Source organism: Mycobacterium sp. KBS0706, from assembly GCF_005938675.2.
GTDB lineage: Bacteria > Pseudomonadota > Alphaproteobacteria > DSM-16000 > Inquilinaceae > Inquilinus.
In genome coordinates, this window is sequence record NZ_VCCH02000009.1 from 39017 (window position 1) to 61231 (window position 22215).

Consider the following 22215-nt stretch of genomic DNA (forward strand, 5'->3'; position numbering starts at 1 on the left):
CGGTTCACGCGGCCGCGGCGACCACCGGCAGCGCGTCGCGCACCGACTGTGCCAGGATCGCGGCCAGGCGGGCGGTGACCGGATCCGGCTCGGCCTCGGCCCGCAGGAGGGTCAGGGGCAGAGCTAGCAGCGGGGGCGCCGCGGCCTGCTGCAGCACCCGCACCCCGGCTGGCAGGCCGAAATCGGTGCGGATGGTGACGCCGAGCCCGGCCGCCACCGCCGCCCACAGCCCGCCCAGGCTGGGGCTGACGAAGGCCAGGCGCCAGGGAATGCCCGCGCGGTCCAGCGCCGTGGTCGCGGCCGTGCGCAGCAGGCACGGCGCCTCCAGCGCCGCCAGCGGCAGCGGCTCGTCCGGCCGGCCATAGGCGCCGGACCCGTCGGCCGCGGCCGGCCCGACCCAGCGCATCGGCAGCTCCGCCACCCGCTCGGCATGGGGCAGGGCGCCGCCATCGCCCCAGGCCAGCGCCAGGTCGAGCTGTCCGGAGCCGACCCGGTCCAGCAGGTCGAAGCTGCGGGCGATCCGGGCCTCGATCCGAACCTTCGGATGGGCGCGGGCGAAGCGGCCCAGCACCGCCGGCAGCAGCGCCTCGCCGAAATCCTCGGACAGGCCGAGCCGCACCCAGCCCTGCAGGTCGGTGCCGTGGACCGCAGCCGCGGCCTCGTCGTTCAGCGCCAGCAGCCGCCGGGCATAGGCCAGCATGGTCTCGCCGGCCTCGGTCAGGGCCAGGCCGCGCCCGGCCTTGCGGAAGATCGGCGTGCCCGCCTGTTCCTCCAGCTTGCGCAGCTGGGCGCTGACCGCCGAGGTCGAGCGGCCGAGGCGCTTGGCCGCCCTGGCGAAGCTGCCCAGCTCCATTCCCACGGCGAAGCTGCGCAGCACGTCGAGGTCGAAGGTGATGCGGCGCATGGATATCATCCCGATTTTCTGAATCGATGGTCCAGATATTTCCGATTTTCCGGACAAACCTGCGGCGCTACCTGCTGGGCGTCAAGATCGATCACGGAAGATCGCCATGCCGCTCACCCGCATCTCGCTTGTCAGGGGCAAATCGCCCGAATATCTGCGCGCCCTGTCCGACAGCCTGCACCGGGCGCTGGTCGAGGCCTTCGAGGTCCCGCCCGACGACCGCTTCCAGATCATCCATCAGCACGAGCCGGGGGAGCTGGTGTTCGACCTGCATTATCTCGGCGGGCCGCGCTCCGACGATTTCGTGCTGTTCCAGATCACCGCCGGCCGGCCGCGCAGCACTGCGACCAAGGCGGCGTTCTATCGGCGCCTGGTCGAAGGACTGGCCGAGGTGCCGGGACTCCGGCCCGAGGACGTGATGGTGGTGATCTCGACCACCCAGCTCGACGACTGGTCCTTCGCCGGCGGCGTCGCCTCGATGATCCAGGGATAGGAGGTCACAATGTATGCGATGCAGTACGAGATCACCCTGCCGGCCGATTACGACATGGATGCCATCCGCCGGCGGGTGGCGCTCCGTGGGCCGGCGCTCGACGCCTTTCCCGGGCTGGGCCTCAAGGCCTATCTGATCCGCGAGCGCGGCGTCGACGGCTCGCCGGTCAACCAGTATGCGCCGTTCTACCTGTGGGCCTCGACCGCGGGGATGGGCCGCTTCCTGTGGGGCGGCGGCGGTTTCGGCGGCATCGTCGACTCCTTCGGCCGGCCGGCGGTGCGGCACTGGACCGGAGTCGCTTGCCTTGCAGGCCCGGAGCGCGGCGGCACCCCGCGACAGGCCACCCGCCGCGCCGAGCCGATGCCGGCCGACACCGATCCGGCGGGCATCGTGGCCGAGGCCGTCGCAGATCTGCAGCATCGCGCCCGACAGCCCGGCGTGCACATGGCAGCCCTGGCGGTCGATCCAAGGTCGTGGGGAGCTGGTGCGCTTCACTCTCTGGACCGCGGCTCCCGCGGCGGATGGCGAGCTCTACCAGCTGCTCCACCTGTCGACGCCGCAACTGGACGAGATCACCGGCGCAGCGTGACCCAGGTCACCACCGGCTTCGTCATCCGAATGCGATGGTCCTGGCACAGCACAGGCGGCGGGACCCACCGTTGCCGGAAACTGGAGTCAGAAGCCTTGCTTCAACATCGGATGTCCCCGGCCGACTACCTCGTCGCGTCCTGGACGCAGGCAGAGTCCAGCACGCCATCGACGGGCCACGGTACCGCGACCAGCAACCGGGCCATCCGCGCCCTGGTTGCCGACGACGACCCGGCGATGCGGGGGATGATCGTCGACTATCTCGAGAGCCACGGCGTGCGTGCGGTCGCGGCCGCGGGGCGCCACGACATGGCCCGCCACATCGCCAGGGGCGAGCTGGACGTGGTGATCCTGGATCTGCAGCTCGGCGAGGGCGACGGCCTCGCGCTGCTGCGCGAGATGCGGGCGAAATCCGCCATCCCGGTGATCATCGGCACCGGTCGCGGCCAGGAGGAGATCGATCGCGTCATCGGGCTGGAGCTCGGCGCCGACGACTATCTGAGCAAGCCGTTCGGGCTGCGGGAGCTGCTGGCCCGGATCCGGGCGATCCTGCGCGGCCGGGATCTTGCGCGGGCAGCGCCACAGCGGGCTCCCGAGCGCGGCCGCTGCCGCTTCGGCGGCTGGCAGCTCGATCGGCGCCTGCGGCGGCTGACCGACTCCCAGGGGGCGGTGGTGCCGCTGTCGAAGGCCGAATACGCGCTGCTCGTCGCCTTTGTCGAGGCGCCGCAGCGTCCGCTGTCGCGTGAACAGCTGCTGCAGGCGACGCGCATCCGCGAGGACGTGTTCGACCGCACCGTCGACGTGCAGGTGCTGCGGCTGCGCCGCAAGCTGGAGGACGATCCGCGCGCCCCGAGGCTCATCCGGACGGAGCGCGGCGTCGGCTACGTCTTCACCCTGCCGGTCGAGGCGCTGTGACCGTCAGCCTCAGTGGACCGCCCGGTCCTCGCCGCGCAGGGCGTTCCGCGCCCGCGCCAGGCGAGAGCGGATGGTGCCGATCGGGACATGCAGGCGTTCGGCCGCCTCCTCATAGGAGGCGCCGTTGATCGCCACAAGGCGCAGCACCTCGCGGTGGCTGCGCGACAGCGAGGGCCAGCGTTCCTCAACCTCCCGCACCTCGATCGCCTCGGTCTGGTTGGCCGGGGCGGGCAGGTCCCAGCCCTCGATCGGCACCATCTCGGTCGTATTGCGCTTGCCCGAGACGAATTTCGAGAGGTGGAGGCGGCGCATCATGACGATGAGCCAAGCCACGATATTGCTGCCGGGGCGCCACAGATGGAGCTTGAGGGCGGCCCGCAACAGGGTCTCCTGGATCAGGTCGTCGGCGTCCGCACGGTTGCGGGTCAGGCTCACGGCATAGCGCCGGAGATCGGGAATGCAGGGAGCGACTGTCGCGAGGAACTGTCGCTCGGTCGCGGCTGAGATGGCCGGCATCGGGGAGCGTCCGTGTTGCGACTGATTACCCAACGAACCGATGGGTGCCCCGACTGTTCCCTTAAAAAAACTCTTCTTTTGGGTATGGCGGGCAATGAAATTCCGCTTCGCTTGCCGTACATCACCGCGGCATCGCAAATCAGCACCGTCCGACTATCAATTGATAAAGGATTCAAAGCGCTCGGATCCGCCAGCGTCATCAGCGGGAGACAAGAAGTGGCATTTGTCTAAATTGGTCAATTATTGTACCGATGAGGCGCTCGATCAGCGGATTTGCCGCTGTTGCGGCGCAGGCGGAACAATCGCCGGGGCTCGGCCATTGCCTCATTGTCCTCCGCCGCAGCGCGGCGGAAGGCGAACCCTGCCAGCCTGAAGGGGAGTATCCCGTGAAACTTGTCCTACTCGCCGCTGCGGCGGTCCTCGCCGCTTCGCCGGCCATCGCCGACTGCCAGTCGGACGCCCAGGTCCAGGCCGAAAAGGTCCGCACCGCGCAACAGCTTCTGGGCAACCAGGCCAGCGCGCCGATGGCGGAACAGTGCCGGACCGGCTCCACCCTGATCGCCGAGGCCAAACGCCTCAACGTGATCAATCGCAACTGCCAGGCACAGTTGCAGCTCACGGCCCAGGATCTGCAGCGGGCCGACCAGCGGATCCAGGCGGCGGACCAGGAATACGCCACCCAGTGCGGCGGCTGATCCGCGCCGCTCAGACAGGGCCGGTCCGGAAGGACCGGCCCTTTCCATAATCAGCGCGACGGCCCGCTGGCACACCGGGCCGAAGCGGGCGGAACCGAACCGGTCGTGCCCGGATTGTTCGACCATGGAAGTCTCGCTGTTTCACAATCCCAGGGCGGGCGACGGCGACTGGTCGCAGGACAAGCTGGTCCGCCTGCTCGAAATGTCCGGCTTCGCCCCGGCGCATTGCTCGACCCGGAGCAAGGAGCTGGAGAAGGCGCTGGAGAATCCGCACGACCTGGTGGTGATCGCCGGCGGCGACGGCGCCGTGGCCGAGATCGTACGGGCGCTGCACGGCCGCGGCCACACCATCGCGATCCTGCCGACCGGCAGCTCCAACAACATCGCGCGGGCGCTCGGCATCATCGAGGAGCCGCGGTTCATCGTCGCCGGCCTGGCCAAGGCGAAGCGCACGCCGCTTCGGATCGGGGTCGTCGAGGGGCCGGAATGGAGCCGCAACTTCGTCGAGGCGGTCGGCATGGGCCCCCTGGTTGCTGCGATCGAGCAGGGTGCCGCCGGTGGCAAGGAGCACGGCTCCGACCTGGTCGGGGACCGGCGCGAGGAGCTACGCCGCATCGTCGCCGATTGCGAGACGCTCGAGGTCAGCCTGACCGTCGACGGTAAGCGGCTGGACGAGAAGATGCTGATGCTCGAAGTGATGAACCTCCCGATGATCGGGCCGAACCTGCTGCTGGCGCCGGAAGCCGACCCCGGCGACGCGCATCTCGACGTGGCCTGGCTGCCGGCGGCGAAGCGCCGTTCCATGCTGGCCTGGCTGAAGGATCCGGAGGCCAGGGGATCGCCGCTGCACCGGGTGAACGCCGAGCGGGTCGAACTGCACCCGCAGGGCAGCAGCCTCCATGTCGACGACAAGGCGGTCGAAGGCGGCGAGGCCACGCTGACCATCCGTATCGAGCCCAAGCCGGTGATCGTCCTCACCCCTGGAGACGACGAATGACCAGCGCGACCGACGACCTGCCCGCGGCCCGGCTGCAGCAATGGGAGGAGACGGCGATCGAGTTCGCCAGGCTCGCCGGGGCCGAGATCGTCGCCTCGGTCGGCCGGACCTTCAGCGTCCGGTACAAGACCGGGGCCGGGCAGGGGGATGATCTCCTGTTCCGGGATCCGGTGTCGGAGGTGGACCAGCGGGTGGAATCCCTGATCCGGCTGCGCCTGGCCGAGCTGTATCCCGACCATGGCATCATCGGCGAGGAGATGGAGGACCATCCGGCGGGGCCCGACAGCCCGGTCTGGGCGATCGACCCGGTCGACGGAACCACCAATTTCGTCAATGGCTTGCCGCTGTTTGCTGCCTCGATCGGCCTGCTGCACCGCGGCCGGCCGGTGATCGGTGCGGTGTGGTGCTCGACCAGCCACGCCCTGCGCTCCGGCGTCTATCACGCCTGCGGCAGCGGCCCGCTGAGCTTCGATGGGGCCAAGTTGGAGGTCGGCCCGAACCCGGCGGTGCGCCGGCGCCTGGCGGGCGAGCCGCGCCTCGATCCCGGCACGGTACTGCCCTGGGAAACCCGCAAGACCGGCTCCGCCGCCATCGAATGCGCCTTCGTGGCGGCCGGGCTGCTGGAGGTGGCGCGGTTCGAGCGGCCGAATGTCTGGGACGTCGCCGGCGGGCTGTGCCTGGTCACCGCCGGCGGCGGCACGGCCTTCACGCTGTCGGACAAGGAGCGGGGCTGGGAGCGCTTCACCAGCTTCGGCGACGATCCCCGCAGCTGGCGCGGGCAGCTCGTGATCGGGCCCGAGGCCGCCGCCATCCGCCGCAAGGACGCTGCTGCGGATGCAGCATGATCCGCATGATCCGCGCATCGTCTTTTGTATCAATGCCTTGTAGAGTGACGTTGATGCCATGGCGGTAAGCGGGTTTGAGGATCACTCTCATTTTCCATAATATATATTATCCGACTTTTCTACTAGATTACCCCTGCCGCGTTTTATCCGGGCTCCGTCCTCGACAAACGGCAACCGCCTCTTCTGCTCTGCCTCATAGAGCGTTGATTTCGTGCGTGAATCACGAAGCTCGCGCCGGAGAATCCGCAACCAGGCGATCCGCCCTGTCATCGTCGCTCAGCGACACCAGATGGCCGGCGGCGGCGTTGGCGCGCCGGATGGCGTCCTGCAGCGGCAGGCCTCGGGCCAAGCCGGCGGCGAGCACGCCGATGAAGCAGTCGCCAGCACCATGCGTCGACCGCACCGCGGTCGCGACGGCGACGACCTGGCCGCTTCCGTCAGGCGACGCATAAGCGACGCCGGCGCCCCCCACGGCGCCGGGTCACCGGCCAAGTGCCGGCGCACCGTGTTGACGGAGTGGCGGACATAGTCGACGAGCTGGGTCTTGTGCAGTTCCGCCGGGCTCTCATAGCTGTGCCGCGTCGCCGAAGTCGCCTCGCCGGCGTCGCCGCGCCCGGGCGCATTGGCCCGGCTCGTGATCTCGGCGTCGGTCTGCGCTGCCACCTCGCTCAGCGACTGCGGCAGGCCGGACGGCGTGGTCTCGCGCGAACTCTCGGGTGTCGCCTCGATCAGGCGAGTGCCGCCGGCGCTCATGGCCAGGATGTGAAAGCGCTTGCCTGCGCTCAGCCGGTCGAGGATCGGGCGCAGCAGGAAGCGGTGGCCGACCGCGCTGATGTCCTGCGGCGGCGCCTCGCCCAGCGGCAGGGTCTCGACCCGGTCCTCCGTCAGGAACAGCGCGAAGCCGGGGTCGAGGGCGGCGAAATCGGTGCCGGACAGCGCCTGCTCGCCAGCGGCCAGCAAGGTCCGCCGACGCTCGGGCGTCAGGTCGCAGCCCTCCAGCCGCTGCTCCAGCGTCTGCCGCAGATGCCGGAGCGCGGCCAGGAGCCACTCGCGATCCTCGGGAGAAATGGCGATATCGGCGGTCTTTCCCGGCATAGCGGCGATCCTCTGCAGTCAGCTTCGGCCGGCGGGGCGGCGGGCCCGCCGCTTCGGGTAGGCCTGACGCTCGCCCTGGTCGGTGCGCCCGGGCAGGTCGCCCAGGCTCTCCACCGCCTCGATCGGCTCGACCGGCTCGGGATGGATGACCTCCTCCCCCTCGGTCGCGACCGGGTTGGGCTTGGTCGCGTCGCGCTGGTTGTCTTCGATCGCGACCAGCTCGCGCGCCATGTCCCAGTGCGCCTCCTCCCGTCCGGAGGGGCAGCCCTCCTCGACCCAGATGCGGTGGGCGTGCTCGCGGATGCGCTGTTCCAGGTCGTCCATCGCCGCTCTCCTGCGGGGTCTTCGAAGGAAGACCCTCGTCACGCGAACAGGCGCGACGAACGGGAGGTTCCGGCTATCCGTCGCCGGCGATTTCGCCGATCACTGCGGCCAGCTCGTCCTGGGTATAGGGCTTGGACAGCAACCGGGACTGCGGGACGCCGAGCCGGGCGCAATCCTCCGGCCCGGCCTGGCCGCTGGTGTAGATCACCCGGATGCGAGGGTGGATCTCGCGCACCGCCCTGGCGACCGTCCAGCCGTCCGGGCCGGGCGGCATGTTGATGTCGGTGAACAGGATCTCCAGCACCGGCGCAGCCCTGGCCGCGGCGATCGCCGCCTCGCCGCCGGTCGCCGACAGCGGCTGCAGCCCAAGGCTCTGGGCCGCGTCCTCCGCCATCATCCGCACGAAGGGCTCGTCTTCCACGATCAGGATCGCGGCCATGCCGTCGCCCCTCAGTCAGCACCGGCCGGCAAACGCCGGCTATGCAGAGAACGGCTTATCCACGGCCCGGTTCCGTGGATACGACCAAAGTCCCGAGAGCCGCCGTCACCCGGCCAGGCGATCCAGCGGCATGGTCATCAGGATGGTCAGGCCCTCGGCGTCCCAGCGGCGCGCGATCTGGCCCTGGAGCTGGCCCTTGATGGTGCCGTCGACCAGCCAGGTGCCGAAGCCCTCGCCATTGGCCGCGCCGTCGGCCGGCGGGCCGCCCCGCTCCGCCCAGCTCAGCGACAGCACGTCGTCCTCGACCGTCCAGACGATGGCGATCCGGCCAGCCGCCGTGGACAGGGCGCCGTATTTGGCCGCATTGGTTGCCAGCTCGTGCAGCAGCAGCGCCAGGCTGGTCACCGCATGGCCGCCGACCGCCACCTCCGGCCCGGCAATGGTGATGCGCCCGGCGGTGCCTTCCTCGAAGGCCGAGACGATGGTGCGCGCCAGAGCCGCGAGCGTGGTCGGCGTCACCGCCTGCTCGCTGCGCAGATCCGGCAGGGTCAGCTCATGCGCCCGGGCCAGGGTGCCGAGCCGGTTCCGCACCTGCTCCGCCAGCGCCTCCGGCGACCGCGCGGTCCGGGCGCTGAGGGTGACGACGGCGCCGGCCAGCGCGAACAGGTTTTTGACCCGGTGGCTCATCTCCCGCAGCAGCAGGACCTGGCGCTCCCGGGCCCGCTGCCGCTCGGTGATGTCGCGGGCGATCTTCGAGGCACCGACGATCTCGCCCGTCCGGCTTCGGATCGGCGAGATCGTCAGCGAGATCTCGATCAGGCTGCCGTCCTTGCGGCGGCGGATCGTATCGAAATGCTCGACACGCTCGCCCCGGCGGATGCGGGCCAGGATCTCCGGCTCCTCGTCCAGCCGGTCCGCCGGGATCAGGATCGTGATCGGCTGGCCGATCGCTTCCGCTGGGGTATAGCCGAACAGCCGCTCGGCCCCGCGGTTCCAGTTCGTGATGATGCCGTTGAGGTCCTTGGCGACGATCGCGTCGTCGGAGGATTCGACGATCGCGGCCAGTCGCTGCGCCGCCTGCTCGCCGATGGCGCGATCCTCGGCCGCATCCAGCGCCTGCTGCTCGGCGCGGTGCCGGTCCGAGATGTCGACCAGCATGTTCACGGCGCCGGTCAGGCGCCCCTCGGCGTCGAACAGCGGCGTCGGATAGGGGATGAACGGCACCCGCGTGCCGTCCGGGCGCTCGGCCACCGCCTCCATGCCCCGGATCGCCTTCCCTTGCTTCAGCGCCACCGCCATCGGGCATTCGTCGTGGGGCAGCGGCGTGCCGTCCGGCCAATACAGCTTCCAGGAGCCGCAGAACTCGCTCGTCCCCAGCTCTGGGCGGCAGCCCCACAGCGCCGCTGCGGCCTCGTTGTAGAAGGTGATGCGCCCGGCAGCGTCGGTGATGTAGATCGCGGCCGGAAGCGCCTGCAGAATCTCCTGCGCCGCGCGTTCTCCGGCCGGGACGGCCGGCGCTGCAGTCTGTGGGGTCGCAGGCAAAGCGGCCTGGTTATCGGCCTTCATTCGGTGCCCTCTGAAAACAGGTCTGCCCCACGCCGAAGCCGATGGGGAGTGAGGGCCGCCATAACCAGCCGGCCACGCTTCGTTAAATCTAGCTTAGCACGACGCAGGCCTCAACATGGGAACGACGCAAAAGGCGCTGGTTCCCGGCGGCCAAACACCAGATGAATTAACATATGATACTTTCGAGGTCTGTATTCCTGTGTGCGAATTCCGGCCTCCGGCAAAACGAGAATGCTGCACCCGGAACCCTTGACGCGCCCGTACGTTGATCAATCCGTCGACGCTCCAACTCGCAGGGCTGGATCCATGCCGTTCCGGGTCGCCGCGCCTCCCGCATCTTCCGGATCCCCATCACCGGCGGACGTGGTCCGGCCGAGCCGCCGCGACGCGCATGCCGCGGCGCGTCCGCAACTCGATTTTCTCGCCCCGGCGGTCCGGTCGCGGCTGGCCGGCGAGGAGCAGCGTCGCCTGGCGAAGGGCGAGCGGACCGATTGGGGCGACCGCGATTGCCTCCACCTCCTCCGCTCCGGCTGGATGGCGCAGTTCCGCACCCTGACCGACGGCCGGCGTCACGTCCTGCGCTTCCTGATGCCCGGCGACCTGGTCGGGGTGACCTCGCAATTCTCCGGATCGGCTCCCGCGCCCGCCGTCGCCCTGACCGACGCCCGGGTGACGAGGGTCCCGGTCGCGGAGCTGATCGACCCCGCCTCGGCCGCCGCCCTTCGCCAGTTCTGCGTTGCCCTGGCGATGGAGAACGTGCAGGCGCACGAGACCCTGCTGTCGCTGGGGTGCCTCAATGCCGAGGAACGCCTGGCCGCGCTTCTCCTCAGTCTGTTCGAACGGGCCTGGGCCCGGGATCTCGTCAGCGACCGCGGCCTGCGGCTGCCGCTGACCCAGCAGGACATCGCCGACGCCCTCGGGATCTCGCCGGTCCACACCAACCGGATGGTGATGAAGCTGCAGCGCGACGGGCTGATCCGGCTGAAGGCCGAATGGCTGCAGATCCTCGACGGGTCCGGGCTCGAGGCAGTGGCGCAATGGTCGCGGCCGATGGCCTGGACCAAAGGATCCGATCACGGGTCCGAGCGGCCGGCCGAGGGCATTCGCCGTGCGCCGCGCCCGATGGCGCCGTCGCCGCTGGAGCGCACCGCCCGGCGCATCCTGGTGGTCGAGGACGATCAGATCCTGGCGCTGCAGATGCAGGCCATCCTCAGCTCGCTCGGCTTCGAGGTGCTGGGCCCGGCCGGCTCGCTCGAGGCCGGCCTGCGCCTGGCCGAAGCGAGCGAAGTCGACGCCGCCGTTCTCGACGTCCGGCTCGATCAGGGCCAGCGGGTCTTCCCGGTGGCGCGGACGCTGCAGCGCCGCAGCATCCCCTTCTCCTTCATGACCGGCTACACCGATCCGGAGCTCGAGGGCTTCGCGGCCCCGGTGCTCAAGAAGCCGATCGAGAGCGGCAGCGTCGCCGCCGTGATCGAACAGCTCATCCACTGAGATCTCTCCGGCCGCAGGTCCTCTACTCCGTCATTGCGAGGAGGCGAAGCCGACGAAGCAATCCAGGGCCACGCCAGACGGCTCTGGATTGCTTCGCTACGCTAACAAGTAACTGACCGCTCAGGCGGCTCGTTACATCAAGGGCGGGTCGGCCGCCGGCCGGTGCTAAACTCGCAATGACGGAGGCAGGATTCCGAAAGGATCTCGGGAGCGCCCGTCCGCCATTCAGCGCAGGCCGGACAGGATGGTCTGGGCCTCGTCGAGATGGTGCCGGACGATCGGGGTCAGCTCCGACGCCACTGCCTTCAGCTTCGGGTCGCTGCCGCTTTCGCCGTAGCTCTGCTGCAGCTCCAGCGCTTCCCGATGCCCTTCGACCTGGCCTTCCATGTACTGATGGTCGAACTCGGTGCGCGGGACCGACCGCAGCGCGGCCAGCGTCTCCTGATGCTGCGGATCGAGCGCGGTCGGGAACGGGATCGGCGGATTCGATGCCATCGCGGCGCTGCGGATCTTCCTGTCGGCCTCGGTATGGTCACTGACCATCATCCGGGCGAAGCTCCGGACCTCAGGGCTGCGGGCCCGCCGGGTTGCGAGCTTGCCGGCCTCGACCTCGAACAATCCGCTCTGGCCCGCGGTCTGCACATAGTTGGCCGGGTCGATCTGGGGCGCCGGCGCCAGCGATGCCAGCATCTGCGCCGGCTCGCTGTCCCGGCTGCAGCCTCCGAGCGCGAGGGCGCCTGCGATCGCCGTTGCGGACAGCATGAGGACGGCCTTCATCGTGAATCTCCCTGTCTGGGTCGGGAATGCACGATGCCAACGAGACAGGATGGCCCCGCGTTCCGAAACGAACGCAGCACGCCGCTGGGCTTGCCCTGCCCTGCCCTTCGCGCCGACATATGTCGACCGGGATCGAATTCGCGCTTCGTCCCGTTTATCCGGTCGGAAGCGGTTCGCAGACAGGGGAGCCTCGAATGGACGAGCATCTGGAAACCGCCCGGGTGTCCACCGGCAGCGCTGGATTGGACGACATTCTCGGCGGCGGCCTCGACCCCGACCGGATGTACCTCTACGAGGGACGGCCCGGCACCGGCAAGACCACGATCGCGCTTCAGTTCCTGCTCGACGGAATCAGTAAAGGTGAGCGCGTGCTGTTCGTGTCGCTGTCGGAGACGAAGCGCGAGCTGGAGCTGGTGGCGCAGCGTCACGGCTGGTCGCTCGACGGGATCGACGTCTTCGAGCTGGTGCCCGCGGAGACCACGCTCGACCCGGCACAGCAGGTCACCGTGTTCCATCCGGCCGAGATGGAACTCAACGAGACGATCAACCTGATCTTCGAGCGTGTGGCCCACGCCGATCCGACCCGGGTTGTGATCGACAGCCTGTCCGAGCTGCGGCTGCTGGCGCAGAACCTGCTGCGGTACCGGCGCCAGGTGCTGGCGTTGAAGCATTTCTTCGCCAAGCGCCGCTGCACGGTGATCCTGCTCGACGACCTGACATCGGCGCAGAACGACCTGCAGCTGCATTCGATCTCCCACGGCGTCGTGCTGCTGGAGCAGCTGGCGATCGACTACGGGGGGGAGCGGCGGCGCCTGCGCGTGGTCAAGATGCGCGGCATCCCGTTTCGGGGCGGCTACCATGATTTCACCATCCAATCCGGCGGCCTGCGGATCTTCCCGCGGCTGGTCGCGGCCGAGCATCACGCGGATTTCACCGTGGAGGTGGCGCCCAGCGGCAACGCCGACCTGGATGCGCTGCTCGGCGGCGGGCTGGAGCGCGGCACCAACGCGTTGCTGATCGGTGCGGCCGGCGTCGGCAAGTCGTCGCTGGCGATCACCTTCGCCATCGCGGCGGCGCAACGTGGCGAGCATTCGGTGATCTTCGCCTTCGACGAGGGACGGGGCACGGCCGAGGCCCGCGCCCGCACGCTCGGCCTGCCGCTCGACGAAGCCCTGGCGTCGGGACGGGTCCGGTTCCGACAGGTCGACCCGGCCGAGCTGTCGCCGGGCGAATTCGCCGTCCAGGTCCGCGATGCCGTGGAGACGGACCACGCCAAGCTCATCGTCATCGACAGCCTGAACGGCTATCTCAACGCGATGCCGGACGAGCGCTTCCTCGTGCTGCAGATGCACGAGCTGCTGACCTATCTCAACCAGCAGGGCGTGCTGACGCTGGTGGTCCTGGCCCAGCACGGCTTGGTCGGGCCGCCGGAATCGCCCGTCGACATCAGCTATCTCAGCGATGCGGTGATCATGGTCCGCTACTTCGAGGCGACGGGTCGGGTCCGCCGCGCCATCTCGGTCGTCAAGAAGCGCACCGGCAACCACGAGCACACGATTCGCGAGTTCCGCCTGACCGGCGCGGGCATCCAGATCGGGCCGCCTCTTTCCGAGTTCCGGGGAATCCTGTCGGGGACGCCGGAATATGTCGGAAACCCCGGGCCGCTGATGCCCTCCGGTGAATCGGATGGAGCCTGATCCCCGCAGCCTGCGCGTGCTGGTCTGCGCGCCCATCGGCCGGGATGGCCCGGCCTCGGCGGAGATCCTGGAGCGGGCGGGGTTGGCCGCCACCATCTGCGCCGGCTTCGACCCGCTGCTGGCGGAATTGGAGGCCGGCGTCGGCGCGGCTTTCGTCGCCGAGGAGGCCCTGTTGGGCCGGGACATCACCGGCCTGCTGCGATGGGTCGACGCCCAGCCCCCCTGGTCCGACCTGCCCTTCGTCCTCCTGAGCAGCCGCCGGGAGCAGCCCGCGGTTGCCGCGTGGCGCCTGGACACCATCCAGCGTCTGCGCAACGTCACCTTGGTCGAGCGGCCAGTGCAGCCGATCAGCCTGACCAGCACGCTACAGGCGGCGCTGCGCAGCCGCCGGCGGCAATACGACGTCCGTGGCTTCATCGAAGCCCGCGAGCGCGCTGCGCAGGAGCTCGAGGCCCAGGTCGCCGCCCGGACGGCGGAGCTGAACGCCAGCAACGCCCAGCTGCGCCATGAGATGGCGGAGCGGGCGACGACGCAGAAGCAGCTGGAGGAGGCCAGGGAGGCCCTGTTCCAGTCGCAGAAGCTGGAGGCCATCGGGCAGCTGACCGGCGGCATCGCCCACGACTTCAACAACCTGCTGATGGTCGTCCTCGGCAGCCTGGCGCTGATGCGCAAGCGCGTGCCGCCGGAGGCGGCCGCAATCCTGCCGCTGCTCGACAACGCCGCCCAGGCCGCCCAGCGCGGCGCGACGCTGACCAAGCGGATGCTTGCCTTCGCCCGCCGCCAGGAGCTGAAGATCATGGCCGTCGACATTCCCGACCTGGTGCGCGGCATGGCCGACCTGCTGCAGCGTTCGCTGGGGCCGTCCATTACCATTGAGACCCGGTTTCCGCTCGGCCTGCCCAAGGCGTCGACCGATCCCAACCAGCTGGAATCCGCCCTGTTGAACATCGCGGTCAACGCCCGGGACGCGATGCCGGAGGGCGGATCGATCACCGTCGCGGCCAGGGTCGAATCCGCCGACGAGCCGGTGCCCGGCCGCTATGTCTGCCTGTCGGTGACCGACACCGGCGAGGGCATGGACCCGGAGACGCTCGCCCGGGCGACGGAGCCGTTCTTCACCACCAAGGGCGTCGGCAAGGGGACGGGCCTGGGCCTGTCGACGGTGCATGGGTTGATGGAGCAGTCCCATGGCCGGATGGTACTGTCCAGCCGGAAGGGGACCGGCACGACGATCGAGCTGTGGCTGCCCGTGGCGTCGGCCGATGCCGACCTGTCGCCCGCGGCGGACGATGCCCCGGCCCTGGAGGCGGCGACGCCGCCGAGCCGGCTGCACATCGTGGCCGTGGACGATGACGGGCTGGTGCTGATGAACACGGTCGCGATGCTGGAGGAGCTGGGCCACGCCGCCGTCGGCGCCACCACGGCCGACCAGGCGCTCGATGCGCTCCGACGCGAGGCCGCGGACCTGGTGATCACCGACCATGCCATGCCTCGGATGACCGGCGCCGAGCTGGCCGGCCGGATCGCGGCGGAATGGCCCGGCCTCCCGGTGATCCTGGCCACCGGCTATGCCGAGTTGCCGATGGGGATCGGGGCAGACCTGCCGAAGCTGGCGAAGCCGTTCTCGCTGGAGGAGCTGGAGGCGGCGATCAGGTCCGCGGTCGCCGCCGACGCCCCTGCCCGCCCCGGATAGACGCAGGCGCACATCCGCCCGGCATGATGAACGACCTGCCAGCCTGGAACCGGTCGGTTCGGCTCGCCGTTCCCGATTCAGTGACCATCATTCGGAGGCATGACCATGCCGGCGAAATCGAAGGCGCAGCAGAAGGCGGCCGGCGCCGCCCTGTCGGCCAAGCGCGGCGAGCAGAAGGTCGGCGAGCTGAAGGGCGCGTCGAAATCGATGTACAAGTCGATGAACGAGAAGCAACTCGACGAATTGGCCTCGACCAAGCGCAAGGGCAAGCCGGAGCACGCGGCGAAGAAGTAGTGCCGATGTCTCCTCGCTGAACCGGCGGGGCGACCATGTCCGAGGGTCTCTATCGGTACATCTGGCGGGTGAGCGGGCGGGATCAGATCCTTCTGTCGCTCCTGGCCGTGGCGGTGTTCCTGCTCGACCTGGTGCCGCTGGAGCTGCAGCGCCGCATCGTCAACGGCGCGCTGGCGAAGCATGCGCTGATGCAGCTTGTCCAGCTGTCCCTTCTCTACGTCGCCACCGTGCTGGCGCAGGGCGGGCTCAAATTCCTGCTGAACGTCTACCGCGGGTCGGTCAGCGAGGCCGCCAACCGGCGGCTGCGGCAGCAGCTGAGCCCGTCGGCCGCCAATGGCAGGGCGACGGCGCCGGGTGCCGGCAAGGAAGGCATCGATATCTCGATCATCGTGTCGGAGGTCGAGGCGGTCGGCGGCTTCATCGGCGCCAGCGTCTCGGAGGTGGCGCTGAATGGCGGCCTGCTGATCGCCGTGTTCGGCTACATGGTGGTGCTGCAACCCTGGATGGCGGCGGTCGCCGTGCTGTTGTTCTTTCCGCAGTTCCTGTTCATCCCCTTCCTGCAGAAGGCGATCAACCAGCGCACGGAACGACGGATCAAGGTTCTGCGCCGGCTCAGCATCGAGATTGTCGACGAGGCCGCGGACCGCCGCGGGCCGCGGGAGGATGAGCGCTATCGTCGCCAGATCGACGACATCTACCGCCTCAACATGCAGATCTTCCGCCGCAAGTTCGGCATGAACTTCCTGATGAATCTGCTGCATCAGTTCGGCGTGATCGGCATCCTGTTCGTCGGCGGCTGGTTCGTGCTCCAGGGCCGGACCGAGATCGGCACCGTCGTCGCCTTCATCTCGGGCCTGAACCGGGTCAACGACCCCTGGGGCGATCTGGTCAACTACTTCCGCGACATGACCAACGCGCGGGTGAAGTTTCGGCTGATCGCAGCGGCGCTCGGCCACAAACCAACAGATGCGACGCGATAGTGTCAGACCAGCCGTCCGATCGCGCCGGCCTGCTCCGAATTGTCCAGCAGCTCCATCAGCTCCGACGGTGAGAGGTCCAGTCCCTCCTCGTCCAGCAGCGCGACCGCCAGGGTGCAGGCCATGGCGCTCTTCTCGTTGTCGGACAGCGGCTCGTGCTTGTGCATCATCAACTGCCGCAGCCAGGTCGCGAATTCGATCGGCGTCATCCGCCCGTCCCGCACCTGGCTAAGCAGAGTCAGCGTCAGATGGGCGGCGCTTTCGAATTCGAGCGCGGCGAAAGGATCGATCGGAGGCTTCTTGCCGGCGTGCCACGTCATTGACGGTCCTGCCATCGGCCGATGGTCACCACTGGATTCCAATGCATCATTCGACTCCATCAGAATATCCCTGCGGGCCGGCGATGGCCACCCGATATCGAATGAAATTCCAGGGTTCGAGACAGTGCTCTGAAATCCATAACCGGCTCCGTTTCCTTCGCGCTCGCCATCAGACATTGCAGATTTCGAGACCGAGCGCGGAGGAATACGGAGCGAAGCGAAAAGGAACTTTGCTGCAAAGAACAGTCCCAGCCGAAGCGAAGCCGATATTGTGCGCCGGCCGGGCTGTCCCTAATCCGGGCCGGCGGGCTGCGGCCCCGGCGGCTGGGAGACCGCCTGCCCGGTCGCCGGCACGGTGCCGTCCGGCTTCGCCACAGCGCCGGCGGGAGGCTTGGCGGCCAGCAGCCGCCGGCCGCGCCGGCGCCAGCTGATGGCGTGGCGCACCGCGGGCGGCGGTGGTCCCTGATGCAGCCGGCCCACCCGGTCGATCAGCTCGCGGTCGCCGGCGGTCAGCCGGGCCAGCAGCCGCAGATGCTGGTACCAGCTGTCGACGAAATAGACCTCGCTCCATTTCAGCCGGTCGGCGGCATCGCGGAACAGCGACCAGCGGCTGGCGCCGTTGCGCAGGCGCACCTCGCGCAGCCGGGCGGTGGCGCGGATGAAGTCGCGTTCCTGCTCCGGCGCGATCCGGTACTCGACCACCACCATCACCGCGTCGCGGCGCGGGTCGATCGGCGGTGCCGGCAGGTCCGTCTTGCGCAGCGGCGCGGGCCGCAGGTCGACCAGGGCGATATCCGGGATCTTCAGCCGCAGCGCCCACAGCGCGCCGACCAGCAGCGCCACGCCGCTGGCCGCCAGCGCGGCGGCGACCCCGGTGCTCTCCGCCATCGCGCCCCAGGCGACCGAGCCGAGCGCCAGCCCGCCATACAGCGCCATCTGGTAGATCGCCATGGCCCGGGCCTTGACCCAGTCCGGCACCAGCAGCTGCACCGCCGTGTTGTAGGTCGACACCACCGCGATCCAGGCCACGCCGCCGAGGAACAGCACCGGCACCACCACGGCGGCGACATGGACCGTGCCGAGCACCAGCAGCACCGCGGCGAAGAGAAAGGCCGAGGTCGAGATCAGCCAGCTGGTGCCCAGCCGCTCCCGCGCCGGATGGACGACGAAGCCGCCACAGACCGCGCCGATGCCGAGCGCGCCGAGCAGGATGCCATAGCCGAGCGCGTCCTGGCCGAGCTGGGCCAGGGCCAGCAGCGGCAGCAGCGCCCAGACCGAGCTGGCGCAGAAGCCGAAGATGAAGGACCGCGTCGCCACCCGCCGGGTCACCGGCGAGTGCCGGGCGAAGCGCAGGCCTCCGGTCACCGCCTCGCCCAGCATCTCCGGCGGCAGGGCGGTGCGCGCCGGCCGCCACTTCCAGGACCAGATCGCCGCCAGCAGCCCGGCGAAGCTGACGGTCGAGATCAGGAACACCCAAGGGGCGCCGAGCCAGGCCAGCAGCAGGCCGCCGATCGCCGGGCCGAGGGCGCGGGCGACGTTGTAGTTGATCGAGTTCAGCAGCACGGCGCTGGCCACCGCCGGCTTCGGCACCATGTCGCCGACCGCCGCCTGCCAGGCCGGCCCCTCCAGCGCATAGCCGATCGCGATCAGGAAAGTCAGCCCGATCAGCCCGACCGGCTCCAGCAGGTCGAGGAAGCCGAGCACGGTCAGGCCAAGGCCGCCCAGGACGCAGCACGCCTCGCCCGCCAGGATCATCTTGCGGCGGTCGTAGATGTCGGCCAGCGCCCCGGTGGGCAGTGACAGCAGCACCAGCGGCACCGCGGTCGCCACCTGGATCAGGGCGATCAGCAGCGGGCTGGCCGCCGTGACGGTCAGCACCCAGGCGGCGGCGACCGACTGGGCCCAGTCGCCGAGATTGGCGAACAGGCCGGTGAACCAGACCAGACGGAAGACCGGATGGGCCAGCGCCTCGACGAAGGGCAACAGCAGACCGGACGGCGCAGGCTCGGCGGCGCGCTCAACCCGAAGATCGTCCTTGGCGCCGACGGCCTGTTGCATCCGGTTCCGCCCCGCTTGTCCGAGGTCTCCACAACTCTAGGCATGGCTGGTTCGTCCACGCAAAGGGCGCGATGGCTACATCCGGTTCGGCATGATGGCTACTTTCGGCCTTTCTGACGGCTACTTTCGGGGTTGCAGACAGCTACATTCCGGTCGAAGCGATAGAATTTTGAAAGATCAAAATACATTCGGCCTTGCGACGCCCGTCAGCCGTCCTAAGATGCCCGGGCCGGCCGGTGGGGTCGGCGCAGGGGAGGCCGAAGAATGCGCGACCGTCCGGGCCATGGCGTGACGCTGTCCTACTATGATTTCGGCCAGACGCCGTTCTTCGCGCTGCAGGCCGACCAGCGCGTCTCCTACTGCCTCTACGTGCCGAAGGATTACGAAGAGGACGGCGACAAGACCTACGGCCTGGCGGTGCTGATGCATGGCACCGGCCGCACCGCCACCGCCTATCGCGACGGCTTCATGGATTTCGCCGACGCCCATGACTGCATCCTGCTGGCGCCGCTGTTCCCGGCCGGGCTGATCAAGCCGGGCGAGCTCTCCAACTACAAGCGCCTGGCCTTCCACGACATGCGCTTCGACCTGCTGCTGCTGGCCATGGTCGACGAAGTGAAGGCGAAATACCGGGTCCGCGCCGACCGCTTCCTGATGTTCGGCTTCTCCGGCGGCGGCCATTTCGTTCACCGCTTCCTCTACGTCCACCCCGAGCGGCTGCTGGGCGTGTCGATCGGCGCGCCGGGCTCGGTCACGCTGCTCAATTGGGATTACGACTGGTGGGTCGGCCTGCGCGACTTCGAGGCGCGCTTCGGCCGGCCGGTCGAACTCGCGGCGATGCGCCTTGTGGCGGTGCAGATGGTGATCGGCGGCGACGACACCGAGACCTGGGAGATCGTCACCAAGCCGATCGATCCGGGCTGGATGGACGGCGCCGACCTGGCCGGCGGCAACCGGCAGGAGCGGATGCGGTCGCTGCGCGACGGCTTCGAGCGCCACGGTATCGCCGTGCGCCATGACATCGTCCCCGGCATCGGCCATGAGGGCACGCGCGTGCTGGAGCCGGTGAAGGACTTCTTCGCGCGCACGCTGGCGGCCGCACCATGAGGGCGTTCGCCCTGGCAGCCCTGCTCCTCGCCGTCCCCGCGGCCGCGGCGGAGCCGACGCCGCTGCTGTCGATCGCGCTCAACGCCGACATCCGCAGCAGCAACCCGGGCGTGCAGCGCGACTTCAACTCCGACGTCGTGCTGCAGCATGTGACCGAGGGGCTGGTCGCCCTGCGCGAGGACCAGACGCCGGTGCCGATGCTGGCCGAGAGCGTCGAGGTCTCGCCCGACGGCACCGCCTACACGTTCCGGCTGCGAGAGGGGATCGTCTTCCACGACGGCAAGCCCCTGACCTCGGCCGAGGTGGCGTGGAGCTGGCAGCGCTATCTCGACCCGGCGACGCAATGGCAGTGCCTCGACCGCTTCGACGGCCGCAGCGGTCCGAAGGTGCTGGCGGTGGGGACGCCGGATCCGCGCACCGTGATGTTCCGGCTCGACCGGCGCAGCGCGCTGTTCCTGGTCAACATGGCGACGATCCAGTGCGGCGCGGCGGTGCTCAGCCCCTCCTCGCTCGGGCCTGACGGCGCCTGGGTCAAGCCGGTCGGCACCGGTCCTTATGTCTTCGCCGACTGGCAGAAGAACCGCTATCTCGAGCTGACCCGCTTCACCGACTACAAGCCCCTCCCCGGCGACCGCGACGGTGCCGCCGGCGGCAAGCAGGCCCTGGCCGAGCGGCTGCGTTTTGTCGTCATACCCGACCGTTCGGTGATGAACGCCGCCCTCCTCTCCGACCAAGTCGACATCGTCCCGGACGTCGGGGCCACCGAGATCGATGCGATGAAGACGGCCGGGGCGCAGGTGACCGTCACCGCGACGCTGTCCTGGGCGGTGCTGCTGCTGCAGACCCGCGACCCGCTGCTGTCCGACGTGCGGGTGCGCCAGGCGCTGGCACGGGCGATCGATGGCAAGCAGGTGGCCGAGGCGGCGAGCTTCGGCCTGGCCGCCCCGAACCCATCGGCCATCGCCGTCGCCAGTGACTATCACGACAAGGAGGACGCGGCCTGGCCCGCCTTCGACCCGGCCGATGCGGCAAGGCTGCTGCAGGAGGCCGGCCGCGCCGGCGCCACGATCAGGATCCAGACCAACAACCGCCCGACCGGCCAGTACGAGGCGGCGCTGATGATCCAGGGCCTGCTCACCGGCGCCGGCATCGACGCGCAGATCGAGACGCTGGACTGGGCGACGCAGCTGCAGAACTACCGCGAGGGCAAATTCCAGGCCTCGGTCTTCACCTTCTCCGGCCGGCCCGACCCGGCGCTGGCCTTCGACTCGATCATCGGCAGCAAGGACGAGGACCCGACCAGCCAGTGGGAGGACCCGCAGGCGATCGCCTGGCTGGCCGAGGCCAAGACGGTGGAGGACAAGGCCGGGCGGCAGGCGATCTTCGACCAGCTGCACGCCCGCATGGCCGAACAGGTGCCGGTGATCGGCCTGTTCAACCCGGTGCAGGTGACGGCGGTCGGGCCCAAGGTCCGCGGCTATGCCGATTGGGGCCCGGGCAACGCCCGCCTCTGGGGCGTGTGGAAGGAGCCGTAGCCGATCAGGGATGCGGGTCGGGGAAGCCATGGCGCCGCGACAGGGCGGCGAGGATGCGATCCTTGCCCGCGATGAAGCGGACGCTGCCGTAACTCTCGGCCTCGGCATCGGCCGGGCTGCCCTCGCCCAGCACCAGCAGCGGCACCGACTGGTTCTGCTCGCCGACCAGCGCCGCCACGGCCTGGCGCGGCCGCGGCCAGGCGATCCGCTCGACATCCAGCTGCGCCGCCAGATCCGGGAAGGACGCCAGAACACCTTCCATCAGGGCGCAGTGCCAGCAATAGAAGACCTGACCGGGATAGGCCGGGTCGGTGAACCCCGGTCGCAGCAGGAAGAGGCGGTCACGGGTCATAGCAGTTGCTCTCCTCAGGTCCCGGAATTGCCCCGGATCACGCTGCGCAGGGTGAAGGCCGACTGGATGCGCGACACGCCGGGCATGCGCGACAGCTGCTCCTTGTGGATGCGCTCGTAATCGGCAGTGTCGCGGGCGACGACGCGCAGCAGGTAATCCGACATGCCGGTCATCAGGTAGCATTGGTCGACCTCGGGGCATTTCCGCACCGCCGCCTCAAAGCGGGCGAGGTACTCCTCGGTCTGGCGCTCCAGCGTGATCTGGACGATGGCGATGGTCGGGTTGGCGACATCAGGCTCGTCGATCAGCGCGGTGTAGCCGCGGATGATGCCGGCATGCTCCAGCAGCTGGCGCCGCCGCAGGCAGGCCGAGGGCGACAGCCCGACCGCCTCGGCCAGGTCGGCGTTGCTGATGCGGCCGTCGGCACGCAGCAGCGCGATGATCTTGCGGTCGATAGTATCGAGCGAGTTCATGTGTGGTTTCTGCGAAAACCGGTGAATTTGCTGCGAACACCAGACCATCCGGCCGCAGAAGGAT

The 22215-nt window shown here is 69.2% G+C and carries 23 protein-coding genes; 12 read left to right on the plus strand and 11 right to left on the minus strand.

What is annotated here, in order from left to right; genetic code table 11:
- Positions 1-4 precede the first annotated feature (4 nt).
- Complete coding sequence (locus tag FFK22_RS06815) at positions 5-904, minus strand: LysR substrate-binding domain-containing protein (protein ID WP_138886175.1); 900 nt, start codon at positions 902-904, stop codon at positions 5-7.
- Between the two features lie 106 nt (positions 905-1010).
- Here FFK22_RS06815 and FFK22_RS06820 point away from each other — a divergent pair, with 106 nt between their 5' ends.
- Positions 1011-1397, plus strand: a complete 387-nt coding sequence (locus tag FFK22_RS06820) for a tautomerase family protein (RefSeq protein ID WP_138886174.1) — start codon at positions 1011-1013, stop codon at positions 1395-1397.
- A gap of 9 nt (positions 1398-1406) precedes the next feature.
- Positions 1407-2900 (plus strand): DUF4865 family protein, encoded by a 1494-nt coding sequence (locus FFK22_RS43780; RefSeq protein WP_221938446.1) that lies wholly within the window; start codon positions 1407-1409, stop codon positions 2898-2900.
- A gap of 9 nt (positions 2901-2909) precedes the next feature.
- Here FFK22_RS43780 and FFK22_RS06835 read toward each other — a convergent pair whose 3' ends face one another.
- The gene (locus tag FFK22_RS06835) at positions 2910-3416 is read right to left on the minus strand and encodes an RNA polymerase sigma factor (protein WP_138886173.1); all 507 of its coding nucleotides are present in this window, start codon (positions 3414-3416) and stop codon (positions 2910-2912) included.
- 251 nt (positions 3417-3667) lie between these two features.
- Here FFK22_RS06835 and FFK22_RS06840 point away from each other — a divergent pair, with 251 nt between their 5' ends.
- The 3 genes from FFK22_RS06840 (at position 3668) to FFK22_RS06850 (ending at position 5953) form a co-directional block, all read left to right on the plus strand.
- Positions 3668-4111 carry a hypothetical protein gene (locus tag FFK22_RS06840; RefSeq protein ID WP_138886172.1) on the plus strand — a complete coding sequence of 148 codons (444 nt, stop codon included), beginning with the start codon at positions 3668-3670 and terminating at the stop codon, positions 4109-4111.
- 124 nt (positions 4112-4235) lie between these two features.
- Positions 4236-5108, plus strand: a complete 873-nt coding sequence (locus FFK22_RS06845) for a diacylglycerol kinase family protein (RefSeq protein ID WP_138886171.1) — start codon at positions 4236-4238, stop codon at positions 5106-5108.
- Positions 5105-5953 (plus strand): inositol monophosphatase, encoded by an 849-nt coding sequence (locus tag FFK22_RS06850; RefSeq protein WP_138886170.1) that lies wholly within the window; start codon positions 5105-5107, stop codon positions 5951-5953. Before FFK22_RS06845 ends, FFK22_RS06850 begins: the two co-directional genes overlap by 4 nt.
- A 220-nt stretch (positions 5954-6173) precedes the next feature.
- Here FFK22_RS06850 and FFK22_RS06855 read toward each other — a convergent pair whose 3' ends face one another.
- The 4 genes from FFK22_RS06855 to FFK22_RS06870 form a co-directional block, all read right to left on the minus strand.
- Positions 6174-6425, minus strand: coding sequence for a PfkB family carbohydrate kinase (locus FFK22_RS06855; protein WP_138886169.1), 252 nt, complete (start codon positions 6423-6425; stop codon positions 6174-6176).
- 641 nt (positions 6426-7066) lie between these two features.
- Entirely contained in the window at positions 7067-7372 is a 306-nt protein-coding gene (locus tag FFK22_RS06860; protein WP_138886168.1) for a DUF2934 domain-containing protein, read from the minus strand.
- 73 nt (positions 7373-7445) lie between these two features.
- Positions 7446-7811: a response regulator gene (locus FFK22_RS06865; RefSeq protein WP_138886167.1), complete on the minus strand. Its 366-nt coding sequence runs from the start codon at positions 7809-7811 to the stop codon at positions 7446-7448.
- Between the two features lie 105 nt (positions 7812-7916).
- A complete protein-coding gene (locus tag FFK22_RS06870; protein WP_138886166.1) occupies positions 7917-9377 on the minus strand; it encodes a PAS domain S-box protein in 1461 nt (486 codons plus the stop codon).
- Between the two features lie 363 nt (positions 9378-9740).
- On the opposite strand from FFK22_RS06870, the gene FFK22_RS06875 reads away from it, so the two are divergent.
- On the plus strand, positions 9741-10868 hold the full coding sequence (locus FFK22_RS06875; RefSeq protein WP_186002343.1) for a helix-turn-helix domain-containing protein: 1128 nt from the start codon (positions 9741-9743) through the stop codon (positions 10866-10868).
- Between the two features lie 225 nt (positions 10869-11093).
- On the opposite strand, the gene FFK22_RS06880 is transcribed toward FFK22_RS06875, so the two are convergent.
- On the minus strand, positions 11094-11645 hold the full coding sequence (locus FFK22_RS06880) for a DUF4142 domain-containing protein (protein ID WP_138886164.1): 552 nt from the start codon (positions 11643-11645) through the stop codon (positions 11094-11096).
- Between the two features lie 194 nt (positions 11646-11839).
- Here FFK22_RS06880 and FFK22_RS06885 point away from each other — a divergent pair, with 194 nt between their 5' ends.
- The 4 genes from FFK22_RS06885 to FFK22_RS06900 all read left to right on the plus strand — a co-directional run bounded on the left by FFK22_RS06885 (position 11840) and on the right by FFK22_RS06900 (position 16309).
- Positions 11840-13342, plus strand: a complete 1503-nt coding sequence (locus tag FFK22_RS06885) for an ATPase domain-containing protein (protein WP_138886163.1) — start codon at positions 11840-11842, stop codon at positions 13340-13342.
- Positions 13332-15035, plus strand: coding sequence for an ATP-binding protein (locus FFK22_RS06890; protein ID WP_138886162.1), 1704 nt, complete (start codon positions 13332-13334; stop codon positions 15033-15035). Before FFK22_RS06885 ends, FFK22_RS06890 begins: the two co-directional genes overlap by 11 nt.
- A gap of 105 nt (positions 15036-15140) precedes the next feature.
- Complete coding sequence (locus FFK22_RS06895) at positions 15141-15329, plus strand: DUF3008 family protein (RefSeq protein ID WP_138886161.1); 189 nt, start codon at positions 15141-15143, stop codon at positions 15327-15329.
- A gap of 35 nt (positions 15330-15364) precedes the next feature.
- Complete coding sequence (locus FFK22_RS06900) at positions 15365-16309, plus strand: ABC transporter ATP-binding protein (RefSeq protein ID WP_138886160.1); 945 nt, start codon at positions 15365-15367, stop codon at positions 16307-16309.
- 2 nt (positions 16310-16311) lie between these two features.
- Here FFK22_RS06900 and FFK22_RS06905 read toward each other — a convergent pair whose 3' ends face one another.
- Both FFK22_RS06905 and FFK22_RS06910 read right to left on the minus strand, forming a co-directional pair.
- Positions 16312-16626, minus strand: coding sequence for a hypothetical protein (locus FFK22_RS06905; RefSeq protein WP_138886159.1), 315 nt, complete (start codon positions 16624-16626; stop codon positions 16312-16314).
- 291 nt (positions 16627-16917) lie between these two features.
- A complete protein-coding gene (locus tag FFK22_RS06910) occupies positions 16918-18684 on the minus strand; it encodes an MFS transporter (protein ID WP_138886158.1) in 1767 nt (588 codons plus the stop codon).
- 264 nt (positions 18685-18948) lie between these two features.
- Between FFK22_RS06910 and FFK22_RS06915 the strand changes: the two genes are divergently transcribed.
- Both FFK22_RS06915 and FFK22_RS06920 read left to right on the plus strand, forming a co-directional pair.
- Positions 18949-19791 carry an alpha/beta hydrolase gene (locus FFK22_RS06915; protein WP_138886157.1) on the plus strand — a complete coding sequence of 281 codons (843 nt, stop codon included), beginning with the start codon at positions 18949-18951 and terminating at the stop codon, positions 19789-19791.
- Entirely contained in the window at positions 19788-21326 is a 1539-nt protein-coding gene (locus FFK22_RS06920) for an ABC transporter substrate-binding protein (RefSeq protein WP_138886156.1), read from the plus strand. The genes FFK22_RS06915 and FFK22_RS06920 overlap by 4 nt, the downstream gene beginning before the upstream one ends.
- Positions 21327-21330: 4 nt before the next feature.
- On the opposite strand, the gene FFK22_RS06925 is transcribed toward FFK22_RS06920, so the two are convergent.
- Together FFK22_RS06925 and FFK22_RS06930 are read right to left on the minus strand one after the other, a co-directional pair.
- Complete coding sequence (locus FFK22_RS06925) at positions 21331-21678, minus strand: DUF3088 domain-containing protein (protein WP_138886155.1); 348 nt, start codon at positions 21676-21678, stop codon at positions 21331-21333.
- Positions 21679-21692: 14 nt separating this feature from the next.
- Positions 21693-22151, minus strand: a complete 459-nt coding sequence (locus tag FFK22_RS06930; RefSeq protein WP_138886154.1) for an Lrp/AsnC family transcriptional regulator — start codon at positions 22149-22151, stop codon at positions 21693-21695.
- Positions 22152-22215: the final 64 nt, after the last annotated feature.

Coding starts and splice junctions, on each gene's coding strand:
- FFK22_RS06815 (WP_138886175.1), bottom strand. CDS start 904: ATGCGCCGCATCACCTTCGACCTCGACGTGCTGCGCAGCTTCGCCGTG.
- FFK22_RS06820 (WP_138886174.1), top strand. CDS start 1,011: ATGCCGCTCACCCGCATCTCGCTTGTCAGGGGCAAATCGCCCGAATAT.
- FFK22_RS43780 (WP_221938446.1), top strand. CDS start 1,407: ATGTATGCGATGCAGTACGAGATCACCCTGCCGGCCGATTACGACATG.
- FFK22_RS06835 (WP_138886173.1), bottom strand. CDS start 3,416: ATGCCGGCCATCTCAGCCGCGACCGAGCGACAGTTCCTCGCGACAGTC.
- FFK22_RS06840 (WP_138886172.1), top strand. CDS start 3,668: ATGAGGCGCTCGATCAGCGGATTTGCCGCTGTTGCGGCGCAGGCGGAA.
- FFK22_RS06845 (WP_138886171.1), top strand. CDS start 4,236: ATGGAAGTCTCGCTGTTTCACAATCCCAGGGCGGGCGACGGCGACTGG.
- FFK22_RS06850 (WP_138886170.1), top strand. CDS start 5,105: ATGACCAGCGCGACCGACGACCTGCCCGCGGCCCGGCTGCAGCAATGG.
- FFK22_RS06860 (WP_138886168.1), bottom strand. CDS start 7,372: ATGGACGACCTGGAACAGCGCATCCGCGAGCACGCCCACCGCATCTGG.
- FFK22_RS06865 (WP_138886167.1), bottom strand. CDS start 7,811: ATGGCCGCGATCCTGATCGTGGAAGACGAGCCCTTCGTGCGGATGATG.
- FFK22_RS06870 (WP_138886166.1), bottom strand. CDS start 9,377: ATGAAGGCCGATAACCAGGCCGCTTTGCCTGCGACCCCACAGACTGCA.
- FFK22_RS06880 (WP_138886164.1), bottom strand. CDS start 11,645: ATGAAGGCCGTCCTCATGCTGTCCGCAACGGCGATCGCAGGCGCCCTC.
- FFK22_RS06885 (WP_138886163.1), top strand. CDS start 11,840: ATGGACGAGCATCTGGAAACCGCCCGGGTGTCCACCGGCAGCGCTGGA.
- FFK22_RS06890 (WP_138886162.1), top strand. CDS start 13,332: ATGGAGCCTGATCCCCGCAGCCTGCGCGTGCTGGTCTGCGCGCCCATC.
- FFK22_RS06895 (WP_138886161.1), top strand. CDS start 15,141: ATGCCGGCGAAATCGAAGGCGCAGCAGAAGGCGGCCGGCGCCGCCCTG.
- FFK22_RS06900 (WP_138886160.1), top strand. CDS start 15,365: ATGTCCGAGGGTCTCTATCGGTACATCTGGCGGGTGAGCGGGCGGGAT.
- FFK22_RS06905 (WP_138886159.1), bottom strand. CDS start 16,626: ATGACGTGGCACGCCGGCAAGAAGCCTCCGATCGATCCTTTCGCCGCG.
- FFK22_RS06910 (WP_138886158.1), bottom strand. CDS start 18,684: ATGCAACAGGCCGTCGGCGCCAAGGACGATCTTCGGGTTGAGCGCGCC.
- FFK22_RS06915 (WP_138886157.1), top strand. CDS start 18,949: ATGCGCGACCGTCCGGGCCATGGCGTGACGCTGTCCTACTATGATTTC.
- FFK22_RS06920 (WP_138886156.1), top strand. CDS start 19,788: ATGAGGGCGTTCGCCCTGGCAGCCCTGCTCCTCGCCGTCCCCGCGGCC.
- FFK22_RS06925 (WP_138886155.1), bottom strand. CDS start 21,678: ATGACCCGTGACCGCCTCTTCCTGCTGCGACCGGGGTTCACCGACCCG.
- FFK22_RS06930 (WP_138886154.1), bottom strand. CDS start 22,151: ATGAACTCGCTCGATACTATCGACCGCAAGATCATCGCGCTGCTGCGT.